The organism is Sphingomonas sp. 66-10, from assembly GCF_001897045.1.
GTDB lineage: Bacteria > Pseudomonadota > Alphaproteobacteria > Sphingomonadales > Sphingomonadaceae > Sphingomonas > Sphingomonas lycopersici.
The window spans coordinates 34,112-47,201 of the sequence record NZ_MKRR01000018.1; the positions used below are offsets into that span (position 1 = coordinate 34,112).

Consider the following 13,090-nt stretch of genomic DNA (forward strand, 5'->3'; position numbering starts at 1 on the left):
CGAAATCGCGTGCGCTGCGATCAGCCGATCAAGGTTACCGCGACGGAAAGGCAAGGACGCATAGGTTCGCGCAGCGGATTGATCGAACGGGACGGGCGGGATGATCGTAAACAGCGCGTCGGCAACCGAAAGCATATCGCGCCGATCCGCTCCGATCATCACCTCCGCCTGGACGATCGTGGACGTAACCAAGGTACCGCGAACCGCGGCTTCGATCCTCCGACGAACGATCTCCCCGCCCCGTCCTTCCAGCAAGTAGATGCAGATATTGGTGTCGAGCAGGAAGCGCGGATTAATCGGCATCCGGGAACGAACTCCAATCGCGCTCGGATTCGTCGAACGGCATCCGTTCTATCCCCGGACACGCCCCCCAAATGCCGGTCAAATCGATCTTTTCCGACTCGCTCGGCACGGGCTCGAATTCGAATTTGCCGCGCTCTTCGCGCACCAGCATCTCGGTGCCCTCGGTGATGCCAAGTGCTTTCGGTAAGCGCAGTGCCACCGAATTGCCCGACTTGAACACCTTGGCGCGATATTCCTTCGCCACGATCGCCTCCGTATATACGCAATGTATATACTATTCGACGAACGCGCTGTCCACCGTCAGCCGGCCGTCGCCCCATTCGGGCACGGCGTCGGCGCGCATCGGCACCATGAAGCGCTTGCCATTGTCGCGCTCGATCTCGATCACGTCGCCGGCGCCGAAATTCTCCACCGCCACGACGCGCCCGAGCGCCTCGCCCTCGGTCGAGACCGCGGCAAGGCCGATCAGGTCGCAATGATAATATTCGCCCTCGCCGAGCGCAGGCAGCGCCGAGCGCGGCACGGAAAGCTCCGTCCCGCGCAGCGCCTCGGCGCGATTGCGGTCGCCCACCTCGGCGAAGCGCGCGATCGCACCGTTCGGCCCGTCACGCAGCGCCTTGAGCGTCAGCGCGCCGCGATTGAACGACCGGTGGACGCCGAGATCGTCGGCGAACACCTTGAGCCGCACCTCCCCCGTCACACCGTGCGCGCCGATGATCACGGCGAGCACGACGTCGGGATCGGCGGATGTCGCGTTCATCCGCGCCGAACTTACTGCTCGGACGTCGCCTCGGCGACCTGCTCGGCCTCGGCAGTCGGCTCTTCGGTCGCCGCTTCGACTTCAGCCGCAACGACTTCCACCGCCTCGGCTTCGTTCGCCGCTTCCTCAGCCGCCTTCAGCTTCTCGGCCCGCTCCTCGGCACGCTCCTTGGCCTTCTCGCCCGGCTCGGCCTTCTTCGGGTTGTTGCGCGCGGCGCGCTCACGCACGCCGGCAGCGTCGAGGAAACGCGCGACGCGATCGGTCGGCTGCGCGCCAACGCCCAGCCAATGCTTGGCGCGATCGGTGTCGAGCACGACGCGCTTCTCGTCGTCCTTCTTGAGCAGCGGGTTGTAGTTGCCGATCTTCTCGATGAACTTGCCGTCGCGAGGGCTACGCGCATCGGCAACGACGATGCGGTAGTAAGGACGCTTCTTCGAGCCGCCACGCGACAGGCGAATGCTGAGTGCCATTGGTAATACTTCCTTTCAACTATCTCTAAATATTCAATTACTTCTTGAATTTCTTCGAAAACCCGGGCGGAAGCCCGCCACCGGGCAGCCCCGGCAAACCGCCGCCGGCCTTGCCGAGCATGTCGCCCAGATCCTGCCCGCCGATCGCATTGCCCAGCCCGCCAAGGCCGCCCTTGCCGAGCATCGCCATCATCCCCTTGATCCCGCCCATCTTCTTGATGCGCTTCATCGCGGTGGACATTTCCTGATGCATCTTGAGCAGCTTGTTGACGTCCTGCACGGTCGTCCCGCTGCCCTTGGCGATGCGGATCTTGCGCTTGGCGTTGATCAGCTCGGGCTTGGTGCGCTCCTTGGGCGTCATCGACGTGATCATCGCGTCCATGCGCAGCAGGATGCGTTCGTCGACCGCGCCATTGGCCATCGCCTGCTGCGCCTTCTTCATGCCGGGGATCATCCCGGCAAGCGCGCCGAGACCGCCCATCCGCCGCATCTGCGCGAGTTGGCCGCGCAGGTCGTTCATGTCGAAATGGCCCTTGGAGAGCCGCTCGGCCATCCGCTCGGCGTCTTCCTGCTGGATCGCCTCCGCCGCGCGCTCGACCAGCGACACCACGTCGCCCATGCCGAGGATGCGGCCGGCGACGCGCTCGGGGTGGAACGGCTCGATCGCGTCGAGCTTTTCCCCGGTGCCGGCGAATTTGATCGGCTTGCCGGTGACGGCGCGCATCGACAGCGCCGCGCCGCCGCGCGCATCGCCGTCCATCCGGGTCAGCACCACGCCGGTCAGCGGCACCTGCGCCGAGAAGCTCTGCGCGACATTGACCGCATCCTGACCGGTCAGCGAGTCGACGACGAGCAGGATTTCCTGCGGGCGGGCAATGTCCGCCACCGCCTGCATCTCGTCCATCAGCGCCTGATCGACGTGGAGCCGGCCCGCGGTATCGAGCATCAGCACGTCGAAGCCCTGCAGCTTCGCCGCCTGCAGCGCGCGCCGCGCGATATCGACCGGCTGCTGGCCGGCGACGATCGGCAGCGTCTGCACCTCGATCTGGGTGCCGAGCGTCGCGAGCTGTTCCTGCGCGGCCGGGCGGTTGACGTCGAGCGACGCCATCAGCACCTTCTTGCGCTCCTTGCCCGCGAGCCGCTTGGCGATCTTCGCGGTCGTCGTGGTCTTGCCCGAGCCCTGCAGGCCGACCATCATCACCACCGCCGGCGGCGAGACGTTGAGGTTCAGCTCCGCTTCGAGCGGCGCGCCCGCACCCGGCGTCCCGCCGAGCATCTCGACCAGCGCATCGTGGACGATCTTGACGACCTGCTGCCCCGGGGTGACCGAGCGCAACACATTCTGGCCGACCGCTTTCTCGGTCGCCTCCTCGACGAACTGCCGCGCGACCGGCAGCGCCACATCGGCTTCGAGCAGCGCGATGCGCACCTCGCGCATCGCCTGGCGCACGTCTGCCTCGGTCAGCGCGCCACGGCCGCGCAACCGGTCAAACACACCGCCAAGGCGATCACTGAGGCTGTCGAACATCAAACTTCCTTCTCATCCGGCCCCAAACGCAAAAGCGCCGGCGGGCGAAACCTCGCCGGCCAGCGTGCACCACATGGGCGCTTTTCTTCAGCGTTCAACGTCGGAACGTGGGCGGGCCTTTAACGCAAGGCGCTTGCCGGGGCAAGCCGGTCTCGCTTAACGGCTTCTACACCTCGATCTGCGACAAATATCTGGACCGACATTCAGGGGGACCGCACGGCAATGGAAATGCTCGTGATAATCATAGCGTTGAGCATTCTCCTGGTCGCCGCAGCCGGCGCTTTCATGCGATTCTCCCGTCGAGGCGGCAGCGGCATCTGGTCCCGCGCGCGCAAGGCCGCGGCGCGCGACGCCGCCACCGGGCTCGCCACGCGGCAGGGGTTGCTCGAGGCCGGAGCACAGCTTCGCCTGCGCGCGGGCGACCGGATGCTGGCGGCGATCGTGGTCGATGTCGGCCCCCACGCGACCGCCGGGGCGCTCGGCGATTTCGCGCCAAGCATCGCCGCGATGCTGCCGCTCGGCGCGATCGCCGGGATCATCGAACCCACCCGCCTCGCCTGCCTCACGACCTTCGACCGCTATGCCGTGGATGCACCCGAGCAGCTCGCGCGGCGGATCGCCGACGCGCTCGCCGGCTATTCGCAGGCCGATGCCCGCAGCGCGACGATCGGTCTCGCCAGCACCGACGATCCGCAAGCCCAGCCCGCCGAAGCGCTGGTCGAGGCCGCGGCAACCGCGGCGGCGGCGGCACGCGCCGAAGGGGTGCGCTCGCTGCGCTTCACCAAGGAAATGGCCGCCCGCGCGCGGGCGCGCGCGGTGATCGCGCGCAGCCTGCCCGATGCGATTTCGAGCGGCGCGATCGTGCCTTATTTCGAGCCGATCATCGATCTCGAAACCAACGAATTGCTCGGGCTGGAGGTGCTCGCACGCTGGGAACATCCGACCCATGGCGTCATCGCGCCGGCGCATTTCATCGACATCGCGCTCGAGCGCAATCTGATCGCGGACCTTACCCTGTCGGTGATGCGGCAGGCGCTCACCGCCGCGCGCGACTGGGATCCGCGGCTGATCCTCGCGGTCAATTTCTCGGTCACCCAGCTGCGCGATCCGTGGCTGGCGCAGAAGGTGATCCGGCTGCTCAGCGAACTCGGCTTTCCGCCCGCGCGGCTTGAGATCGAGCTGACCGAGGGCGTGCTGATGGATCCGCAAGGCGTCGTCTCGCCGACCGTCGAGAGCCTCAAGGCGCAGGGCGTGCGGATCGCGCTCGACGATTTCGGCACCGGCGTCTCCAGCCTGACGCACCTGCGCGCGCTGCCGTTCGACCGGATCAAGATCGATCATACGATCGTCACCGAAGTGTGCGAGGATCCGGCGCGCGCCGCGATCGCCGATGCGGTGATCCGGCTTGGCGAAAGCCTCAACCTGCCGGTGACCGCCGAAGGAGTGGAGAGCCGGCGCATCGCCGACCGGCTGCGCGCGATGGGCTGCGCGGTCGGCCAGGGCTATCTGTTCGGCCAGCCGATGAGCCTGATGCAGACCCGCCGGATGCTCGCCGAGCAACGGCTGATCCCCAATATGGTCACCAGCCAACGCCTGGCTGGCTGAGATAGTCCTTCTCCTCCGCGGTCGATTCCCGGCCGAGCGCCGCATTGCGCGTCGGAAAGCGCCCGAAGCGCGCGATCACATCGGCATGTTCGTGGGCGCAACGCAGCTGCTCGGGCTCGCCCAAAGCGACATATTTCTCGACGCTGAGCCGCTGGAGCGCGGCATCCTCGGCGTGCATCAGCGGCATATAGAGGAAGATGCGCCGATCGACCGGATAATGCTCGTCCCATTCGCGATCGATCGCCGAGACGGTGAGCGAAGCGGCGAGCGGATCGGCCTCGAAGGCGGCGGGCGTATCGCGATGGATATTCCGCGAGAATTGATCGAGCAGGATCACCGCCGCGAGCAGGCTGTCGTGATTGTCCTGCCAGTCGGCCGCCCCCGTCGCGAACACCGCCTGACGCGTCGCGCCGAACCGGTCGGCGATCTCGCGATCGAGCGCGGGATCGGGGATGAAATGCCATTTCGGCGCGAGCGAGAACCAGAAGTCGATCACCTCGCCGGCCTTTTCGTGGACTTGCACGTCTCGCATGACTAGATCGCCTCCATGCCTGCCCCGCCCGCGCCCGAGGTTATAACCCTTGGCTGCCGTCTCAACCTCGCGGAAAGCGAAACGATCCGCGGCCTGATCGGGCAGCGCGACACGATCGTCGTCAACACCTGCGGCGTCACCAACGAAGCGGTGAAGCAGAGCCGCGCCGCGATCCGCCGCGCGCATCGCGCGCGCCCGGAGGCGGAGATCGTCGCGACCGGCTGCGCCGCCGAAATCGACCGCGTCGGCTTCGGCGCACTGCCCGGCGTCGCGCGGGTGGTGGGCAATGCGGCCAAATTGCTCCCCGCGACCTGGGGCGGCTTTCCCAATCGCCTGCCGCCGCGCCGTCATGCGCGTGCCTTCGTCGGGGTGCAGAACGGCTGCGATCATGCCTGCACCTTCTGCGCCATCCCCGCCGGGCGTGGCCCGAGCCGCAGCGACCCCGCCGCGCAGGTCGTTGCGCGGATCGCTGCTCTGGTCGAGGAAGGCGCGCGGGAAGTCGTGCTGAGCGGGGTCGATCTCACCAGCTATGCCGACGGCGACACGACGCTCGGCGGGCTGGTCGAGCAAATCCTGCGCGACGTGCCCGCTTTGCCCCGCCTGCGGCTCTCGTCACTCGACACGATCGAGATCGACGAGCGGCTGTTCGCGCTGATCACCGAAGAACCCCGCGTCATGCCGCATCTCCATTTGTCGCTGCAGGCCGGCGACGATCTGACGCTCAAGCGGATGCGCCGCCGCCATCTGCGCGCCGACGCGGTGCGCATGGTCGAACAGCTCAAGGCGAAGCGCGACATCGCGATCGGCGCCGATCTGATCGCCGGCTTCCCCACCGAGAGCGACGCGATGTTCGCCAACACGCTCGCGCTGATCGACGATTGCGACATTGTCCACGCGCATGTCTTCCCTTATTCGCCGCGCGCCGGCACCCCGGCGGCGCGGATGCCGCAGGTCGCAGGCGACGTGGCGCGGGCGCGTGCCGCGCGGCTGCGCGAGCGGGCGGCGATGCGGCGGCGCGCGTGGCTCAACGGCATGATCGGCTCCGAACAGCCGATCGTGCTGGAAAAACCGGGCGATCGCGGCCATGCGCCGGGCTTCGCCGATGTGCGGCTGGCTGAAACCCAGCCTGCGTCGGCCATCGGCCGGATCTTCTCCGTCCGCGTCGCGCAGGCGACCGACAGCCATCTTATCGGGCATCTCATCGGAACGATTGAATGAACTCCAACCCTTCCTGGCACGAAAAGCTGCTCGGCGGCTTCCGCCGCACCTCCGATCGGTTGATCGGCAACCTCACCGGGCTCGGCACCGCGCCGCTCGACGATAATACGCTCGACGAGATCGAGGAGGCGCTGATCGCGTCCGATCTCGGCCCGGAGACCGCGGGCAAGATCCGCGCGCGGCTCTCGGCGGGCAGTTTCGAGCGCAATATGGAGGATCTCGGCATCCGCCTCGTCGTCGCCGAGGAGGTTGAAAAGGCGCTGGCCGAGGTCGCGCGCCCGCTCGAAATCGATGCCTTTCCGCGGCCGCAGGTGATCCTCGTCATCGGGGTCAACGGATCGGGCAAGACGACGACGATCGCCAAGCTCGCGCATCTGTTCCTCGAACAGGATTATGGCGTGATGCTCGCAGCGGGCGACACCTTCCGCGCCGCCGCGATCGGCCAGCTTGCCACCTGGGCCGAGCGCGTCGGGGTGCCGATCGTTACCGGGCCGGAAGGCGGCGATGCTGCCGGGGTGGTGTGGGATGCGGTGAAACAGGCCACCGCGACCGGGATCGACGTGCTGATCGTCGATACCGCCGGGCGATTGCAGAACAAGCGCGAACTGATGGACGAGCTCGCCAAGATCCGCCGCGTGCTCGGCCGGCTCAACCCCGCGGCGCCGCATGACGTGGTGCTGGTGCTCGATGCCACCACCGGGCAGAATGCGCTGTCGCAGATCGAGGTGTTCAAGGAAGTCGCCGGGGTGACGGGGCTGGTGATGACCAAGCTCGACGGCACCGCGCGCGGCGGCGTGCTCGTCGCGGCGGCGGAGCGTTACGGGCTGCCGATCCATGCGATCGGGGTCGGCGAAGGAATGACCGATCTTCGCCCGTTCGACGCCAATGAGGTCAGCCGGATCATCGCCGGCGTGGACGATACGCGGAAGTGACGAGAGGCGCCGCCTTCGCTTTCCCTCGTCCCCGGCGTTTCATTTCCCTTACCACCCCGGCGGAGGCCGGGGTCCAGCAACGGAACGCTCGCAACTGGACCCCGGCCTCCGCCGGGGTGGTTGGAAAGAGCGGGAACCGCGAAACAATGCTAATGGAGTTGACGTGACGACGAGCAAAACCGCCTCCCCGGGCTTCCGCCTCGCGCTCGATTACGGGCCGTTGCTGGTCTTCTTCGCGGTCAATTTCCTGACCCCGGGCGCGGCGATCTTCCGCATCATCGCCGCCACCGGCGCCTTCATGGCGGCGATGGTCGTCGCGCTGATCCTGTCGTGGTTCAAGACCGGGCGGGTCTCGCCGATGCTGCTGATCTCGGCGGTGCTGGTGCTCGTGTTCGGCGGGCTGACGATCTATTTCCACGACGAGCGCTTCATCAAGATGAAGCCGACCTTCGTCTACGCGATCTTCGCCGCCGTCCTCGGCTTCGGGCTCGCGACCGGCCGCCCGCTGCTCCAGTCGCTGCTCGAAACCGCCTATCCCGGGCTCGACCAGGCCGGTTGGCGCAAGCTCACGCGCAACTGGACGATTTTCTTCGTGGTCATGGCGGTGCTCAACGAGGCGGTGTGGCGCAACAGCTCGACCGATTTCTGGGTCGGGTTCAAATTATGGGGCGCGATCCCGCTGACCCTGGTCTTCGCCTTCGCCAATGTGCCGATGTTGTTGAAGCACGGCCTGCAGGCCGAAAGCGCGCCGGACACGATCCCGCCGGAGGGTTGAGAAATAAAGTGTCCCCGCGAAAGCGGGGACCCAGAGCCAAACAACACGACGCCGGTTGCTACCGCCTCTGGGTCCCCGCCTTCGCGGGGACACATGAGCGCGATTACGCGACCGCGGCGTCGTAGCGGCGGCCGGCCTCGTCCCAGTTCACCACGTCCCACCACGCCTTGAGATAGCCGGGGCGGTCGTTCTTGTAGGTGAGGTAATAAGCGTGTTCCCACACGTCGTTGCCGAGGATCGGCGTGCCCGGTTCCTTGGCATCGTCCATCAGCGGGTTGTCCTGGTTCGGGGTCGACGTCACCTTGAGCGCGCCGGAATTGTCGACGATCACCCACGCCCAGCCCGAGCCGAACTGGCCCGCGCCCTTGGTGTTGAATTCTTCCTTGAGCTTGTCGAGCCCGCCAAACGCCTCGATCGCCGCGGCGAGCTTGCCCGACGGCTGGGTCGAGCCCTTGGGCGCCATGATCTTCCAGAAGAAATCGTGGTTCCAATAGCCACCGCCATTGTTGCGGACGAGCGGCGGCTGGCTCGACATCATGCCCATGATCTCTTCGATCGACTTGCCCGCCAGCTTCGGATCGGCCGCGACGCCCTCGTTGAGCTTGGCGGTATAGGCCGCGTGGTGCTTGTCGTGGTGGAAAGTCATCGTCTCCTTCGAGATGACCGGCTCCAGCGCGTCATAGGCATAAGGCAGCGGCGGGAGTTCGAAAGCCATTGTGTCCTCCTTGGGTCTTCGCGCAGGCAAACGCGACGCAGCCCAAATGGCTCCACAAACCTCGTTACGCAACCGCTCCGATCAGATCGTGGCGACGTAAAGCGTGGCGCAACTGATCGTAGCTGAGCCCGAGCGCATCGGCGGTCGCCCGCTGATTGAAGCGGTTTTCGGACAAGGCGCGGGTCAGCAGCTCCTTTTCGAACCGCGCCACCCGCGTCTTGAAATCGGACGAAGCGTCGCCGTCGTCCGGCGCGGCGTCGTTGACCGCCTCGGGGGGAGCGGCGACGGCCGGCGCGGGCTGGTTCGCCGACGCAGTCGAGCCGGGGCGATAGGGCGAGGCGAAGGGATCGAATTCGATCACGTCGATCGGATCGGTCAGATCCCAGCGATAGACCGCGCGCTCGACCACGTTGCGCAGCTCGCGCACATTCCCCGGCCAGCGATATTCGAGCATCGCATCGAGCGCCGCCGGGCCGAAGCCCGACCAGCTTTCCCAACCCAGCTCGGCCGCCATCCGCCGCCCGAAGAAATCGGCCAGCACCGGGATATCGCTGCGCCGCGCACGCAACGGCGGCAGCGTCACCACCTCGAACGACAGCCGGTCGAGCAGATCGGCGCGGAATTCATTGCGCTCCACTTTCTCGGGAAGATGCTCGTTGGTCGCCGCGACGATCCGCACGTCGACCTGCAGCGGGCGCGAGGAGCCGATCCGCGTCACCTCGCCATATTCGACCGCGCGGAGCAATCGCTCCTGCGCGCCCATCGACAACGTGCCGAGTTCGTCGAGGAACAATGTCCCGCGATCCGCCTCCTCGAAGCGCCCCGCGCGTGCCTTGGTCGCGCCGGTGAAGGCGCCCGCCTCATGCCCGAACAACTCGGCCTCGATCAGCGTTTCGGGCAGCGCCGCGCAATTCATGATGACGAGCGGCTGGTCCCAGCGCGGGCTCAGGCGGTGGAGACGTTCGGCGACCAGCTCCTTGCCGGTGCCGCGCTCGCCGATCACCAGCACCGGACGATCGAGCGCAGCCGCGCGGCTCGCGCGTTCGAGTGCGTCGAGAAACGAGCTCGATTGCCCAATGACCTGCGTCGTCCGTTCCATCGCCAATATCTGGCGCGATTTGCCGACATTTGGCAAGTGCGCCATGCCAACTTTTCTTTCGCCCACGGCAAAACACACGGAAATCAGCCAAAAACGAAATTGGCACGCCTCCTGCAATGCTTTGGGCAACCGCCGCAGGGCGGAAATGACGGATCGAATTTCAGGAGGCAGACATGACCAAGCTCGACACTCTCGGCCGCAACTTCGTCGCCGCCGCGCTCACGCTTCTCGCCAGCGCGACGATGCTGATCGCAGCGGTCGGACCGGCCAATCAGGGGAATATCGTTCAGGCGACCGCGGTCACGCACACGATCGCGTAATCGCCGCCGCCGGGGCAATGCGCCGCCCCTCGCCCGACCCCGGCGGAAGGTTTATAGCACAGGGGCAATCTTCGGAGTTTCGTGAATGGGCATCTTTTCCCGCACCCGCGACATCGTCGCCGCGAACATGGCCGAGCTACTCGATAAAGCGGAAGACCCCGCGAAGATGATCCGCATGATCATCCTCGAAATGGAGGAAACGCTGGTCGAGGTTCGGGCATCGGCCGCGCGGACGATCGCCGACAGCAAGGAAATGCGGCGACATATCGCGAAGCTGGAATCGCTCGAGGCGAACTGGACCGAAAAAGCCGAGCTGGCTTTGTCCAAGGATCGCGAGGATCTCGCCAAGGCGGCCTTGGTCGAACGCCAGAAGGCGACCGATATGGTCGACCAGCTTCGCGCCGAAGTGAAGGTGCTCGACGATGCGCTACGCTCCTCCGAAGAGGATATCGCCAAGTTGCAGAGCAAGCTGCGCGAGGCGCGGGCGAAGCAGAACAATATCGCGACCCGGCTGGAAAGCGCCAACAATCGTACCCGGCTGCGCGAGATGTGGAACGGCCCGCGGACGCACGACGCGTTCAGCCGCTTCGACATGCTCGAACGCCGCGTCGACGAGGCGGAGGGCCGCGCCGATGCGATGGGGCTCGGCGCCCAGCCCAAGACGCTCGAAGAAGAAATCGCGGAGCTGAAATCCGCGGACAAGATCGACGCCGAGCTGGCCGCGCTGAAGGCCCGGCTCAATAAGGGGAATTGAGATGGAGGACATTCTTGTCCCGGTCACGGTGTTCGGCACGCTGTTCGTCGCGCTGCCGTGGCTGATCCTACACTATGTCACCAAGTGGAAGCAGGCGCCGCGCATCACGATCGAAGACGAACAGTTGCTCGACGAACTGCACACGCTCGCGCGTCGGCTGGAGGATCGCGTGACGACCGTTGAACGGATCGTCGCCGCCGACAATCCCGATTTCCGCCCCGGCGTCGCCGATTACCGCCGCGAGCCCGATTATCGGCTGGAAAACCAGACCCAGAGGAGGAACTGATGGCCGACGAAAGCTCCACCAAATTCTACCTCGACAAGCAGAATGCGAAGTGGAAGGGCGTGTGCGCCGGGATCGCCGATTATACCGGGATCGATCCGCTTTGGGTTCGCCTCGGCACCGCCGCGATGATCGTCATCGCGCAGCAATGGTGGATCATCATCGCTTATCTGGTGATCGCCTGGGTGACGCCGAACAAGCCGATCGGGCTCTATCGGCAATCCGCCGACGAGGAGAAATTCTGGCAGGGCGTGCGCGCCAATCCCAAGCGCAGCACCGCCGAAGTCCGCTCCAAGTTTCGCGAACTCGATCGCCGGCTGGCCGATATCGAGCTGCACTATACGAGCCGCAACACGCAGCTCGCCGACGAGATCGAACGCCTGCGCTGAGCCACGCGCGGCCCACGGAGAGAGACAGAGACCATGCACGACTTCGGTTTCCTGGTGCCGATTGCAATCGTCGCGATCGTGTTCGGCAGCCGCGCCTTCCGGACGTGGGTCCGGGCGAAGCACGGTTATCCGCTTGAGGAAGTGCGCCGCGGGCGGCGTCATAGCAATGCGACCAGCCTCGACGATCAGCGCCAGATCATGTTGCTGTCGAACGAGAATGAGAAGCTGACCGGTCAGGTCAGCCGGCTTGAGGAGCGGATCGCGGTGCTCGAACGGATCGCCACCGATCCGGCCACCCGCACCGCCGTCGAAATCGAGGCGTTGCGCGACCGCTGAGCTGCAAGTAATTAAGGAAGAACAAAAAAATGACGCACGGGGACTTGCTTGATTTGGTTGCCACCGCCGGCCCGGTGATCGGGGTCATCGGCTTCGCCGGGGTGGTCGGATGGGTGCTGACGACGTGGATGCGCGTCAAGAACGGCTACCCGCTCGATGGGCAATGGGGTCAGGCGCTTTATCCGAAGCGCGACGATGAGACGGTCGAACGAGTGAAGTTGTTGACGCAGGAAAACGGCCAGCTCCGCGCCGAGCTGGGTGCGATCAAGGATCGGCTCGCCAATGTCGAGCGGATCGTGACCGACAGCGGCAACATGCTGAGCCACGAAATCGAACGCTTGCGCGATCGCGCCAACTGAACTGAAGGACAAGGGAACCGCCACGATGGGTCCGTTTTCGATGGTCGTCGCGATCGTGCTGATCGTGACTTTGGGAAAGGTGCTTTCCGATCGCCACAAGGCGCTCGGCCGCGCGCAGGACGGGCAGCAGCAACTGCCCCCCGCCGACCTGATCGCCGCACGCGACGAAATCCGCCAGCTCAAGGAGCGGGTCGCCGTTCTTGAGCGTGTCATCACCGACAATCACGGCAGCCACGATCTGAGCCGTCAGATCGACGAGCTGCGCGATCACTGAACCAAGGAGCAGTCAGGCCATGTCCGACCCGAGCTTCTACCTCACCATGGCATCCGCGGCGCTCGCCGGGCTCGCGATGCTGATCTACGCCGGGCTGACCGGCTGGCGCGGCTGGCTGCAGCTCAAGCAGCAGCAGCTCGCCGCCGATCACGAGCTGCGCGCGCCCACCGCGCCGAGCGCCAGCGCGCGGATCGAGATCGCCGACCTCAAGGAACGCATCCGCAAGCTGGAAGCGATCGCCGCTGGGGTGGATCTGTAAGAAACATACCCGCCCCTCTTGCTCCTCTCCCTCGTGAAGGGAGGGGCTGGGGGTGGGTGGGTATGAGGCGCGCGGAGCGATGCCCCTCGGGCCAACCCACCCCCGCCCCCTTGTATGTTGAAGGTTGCCCGATCTGATTGGAGGATGGGGTGATCGCCGGGGGTGGCCACCCCCGGCGA

20 protein-coding genes are annotated in these 13,090 nt (G+C 66.0%); 12 read left to right on the top strand and 8 right to left on the bottom strand.

Annotation, left to right across the window (positions count from 1 at the left end):
- The 5 genes from BGN95_RS02170 to ffh form a co-directional block, all read right to left on the bottom strand.
- Positions 1 to 303 (bottom strand): PIN domain-containing protein (locus tag BGN95_RS02170; protein ID WP_286771482.1); only part of this gene is annotated, 303 nt, incomplete at its 3' end.
- Positions 293 to 547, bottom strand: coding sequence for an AbrB/MazE/SpoVT family DNA-binding domain-containing protein (locus BGN95_RS02175; protein ID WP_265312075.1), 255 nt, complete (start codon positions 545 to 547; stop codon positions 293 to 295). The genes BGN95_RS02170 and BGN95_RS02175, both read right to left, overlap by 11 nt.
- Positions 548 to 577: 30 nt before the next feature.
- Positions 578 to 1,063, bottom strand: coding sequence for a ribosome maturation factor RimM (gene rimM / locus BGN95_RS02180; RefSeq protein WP_265268438.1), 486 nt, complete (start codon positions 1,061 to 1,063; stop codon positions 578 to 580).
- An 11-nt stretch (positions 1,064 to 1,074) separates the two neighbouring features.
- Positions 1,075 to 1,533 (bottom strand): 30S ribosomal protein S16, encoded by a 459-nt coding sequence (gene rpsP, locus BGN95_RS02185; RefSeq protein ID WP_265268437.1) that lies wholly within the window; start codon positions 1,531 to 1,533, stop codon positions 1,075 to 1,077.
- Between the two features lie 37 nt (positions 1,534 to 1,570).
- Entirely contained in the window at positions 1,571 to 3,061 is a 1,491-nt protein-coding gene (gene ffh, locus BGN95_RS02190; protein WP_265268436.1) for a signal recognition particle protein, read from the bottom strand.
- A 285-nt stretch (positions 3,062 to 3,346) separates the two neighbouring features.
- On the opposite strand from ffh, the gene BGN95_RS02195 reads away from it, so the two are divergent.
- Positions 3,347 to 4,666, top strand: coding sequence for an EAL domain-containing protein (locus tag BGN95_RS02195; RefSeq protein WP_286771483.1), 1,320 nt, complete (start codon positions 3,347 to 3,349; stop codon positions 4,664 to 4,666).
- Here the strand turns inward: BGN95_RS02195 and BGN95_RS02200 are convergent.
- Positions 4,641 to 5,198, bottom strand: coding sequence for a DUF924 family protein (locus BGN95_RS02200; RefSeq protein WP_286771484.1), 558 nt, complete (start codon positions 5,196 to 5,198; stop codon positions 4,641 to 4,643). The genes BGN95_RS02195 and BGN95_RS02200 overlap by 26 nt on opposite strands.
- Positions 5,199 to 5,213: 15 nt before the next feature.
- Here BGN95_RS02200 and BGN95_RS02205 point away from each other — a divergent pair, with 15 nt between their 5' ends.
- From BGN95_RS02205 to BGN95_RS02215, 3 genes are all read left to right on the top strand, one after another.
- Positions 5,214 to 6,416, top strand: coding sequence for a MiaB/RimO family radical SAM methylthiotransferase (locus tag BGN95_RS02205; protein WP_286771485.1), 1,203 nt, complete (start codon positions 5,214 to 5,216; stop codon positions 6,414 to 6,416).
- Positions 6,413 to 7,348, top strand: coding sequence for a signal recognition particle-docking protein FtsY (gene ftsY, locus BGN95_RS02210; protein ID WP_265268432.1), 936 nt, complete (start codon positions 6,413 to 6,415; stop codon positions 7,346 to 7,348). Before BGN95_RS02205 ends, ftsY begins: the two co-directional genes overlap by 4 nt.
- Positions 7,349 to 7,511: 163 nt before the next feature.
- Positions 7,512 to 8,123: a septation protein A gene (locus tag BGN95_RS02215; RefSeq protein WP_265268431.1), complete on the top strand. Its 612-nt coding sequence runs from the start codon at positions 7,512 to 7,514 to the stop codon at positions 8,121 to 8,123.
- Between the two features lie 103 nt (positions 8,124 to 8,226).
- Here the strand turns inward: BGN95_RS02215 and BGN95_RS02220 are convergent, their stop codons facing one another.
- A complete protein-coding gene (locus BGN95_RS02220; RefSeq protein ID WP_179511661.1) occupies positions 8,227 to 8,838 on the bottom strand; it encodes a superoxide dismutase in 612 nt (203 codons plus the stop codon).
- Positions 8,839 to 8,902: 64 nt separating this feature from the next.
- Entirely contained in the window at positions 8,903 to 9,937 is a 1,035-nt protein-coding gene (gene pspF, locus BGN95_RS02225; protein WP_286771489.1) for a phage shock protein operon transcriptional activator, read from the bottom strand.
- Between the two features lie 173 nt (positions 9,938 to 10,110).
- Between pspF and BGN95_RS02230 the strand changes: the two genes are divergently transcribed.
- From BGN95_RS02230 to BGN95_RS02265, 8 genes are all read left to right on the top strand, one after another.
- A complete protein-coding gene (locus tag BGN95_RS02230) occupies positions 10,111 to 10,257 on the top strand; it encodes a hypothetical protein (RefSeq protein WP_179511662.1) in 147 nt (48 codons plus the stop codon).
- A gap of 85 nt (positions 10,258 to 10,342) precedes the next feature.
- Complete coding sequence (gene pspA, locus BGN95_RS02235; protein ID WP_265268430.1) at positions 10,343 to 11,011, top strand: phage shock protein PspA; 669 nt, start codon at positions 10,343 to 10,345, stop codon at positions 11,009 to 11,011.
- A gap of 1 nt (position 11,012) precedes the next feature.
- Positions 11,013 to 11,297 (top strand): envelope stress response membrane protein PspB, encoded by a 285-nt coding sequence (pspB, locus tag BGN95_RS02240; RefSeq protein WP_265268429.1) that lies wholly within the window; start codon positions 11,013 to 11,015, stop codon positions 11,295 to 11,297.
- Positions 11,297 to 11,683, top strand: a complete 387-nt coding sequence (gene pspC / locus BGN95_RS02245; RefSeq protein ID WP_286771486.1) for an envelope stress response membrane protein PspC — start codon at positions 11,297 to 11,299, stop codon at positions 11,681 to 11,683. The genes pspB and pspC overlap by 1 nt, the downstream gene beginning before the upstream one ends.
- Before the next feature lie 33 nt (positions 11,684 to 11,716).
- Positions 11,717 to 12,019 (top strand): hypothetical protein, encoded by a 303-nt coding sequence (locus BGN95_RS02250; protein ID WP_286771487.1) that lies wholly within the window; start codon positions 11,717 to 11,719, stop codon positions 12,017 to 12,019.
- Between the two features lie 29 nt (positions 12,020 to 12,048).
- Positions 12,049 to 12,378, top strand: a complete 330-nt coding sequence (locus BGN95_RS02255; RefSeq protein WP_265312083.1) for a hypothetical protein — start codon at positions 12,049 to 12,051, stop codon at positions 12,376 to 12,378.
- A gap of 25 nt (positions 12,379 to 12,403) precedes the next feature.
- Positions 12,404 to 12,652, top strand: a complete 249-nt coding sequence (locus BGN95_RS02260; RefSeq protein WP_179511667.1) for a hypothetical protein — start codon at positions 12,404 to 12,406, stop codon at positions 12,650 to 12,652.
- 19 nt (positions 12,653 to 12,671) lie between these two features.
- On the top strand, positions 12,672 to 12,911 hold the full coding sequence (locus BGN95_RS02265; RefSeq protein WP_179511668.1) for a hypothetical protein: 240 nt from the start codon (positions 12,672 to 12,674) through the stop codon (positions 12,909 to 12,911).
- The last annotated feature ends 179 nt before the right edge of the window (positions 12,912 to 13,090 follow it).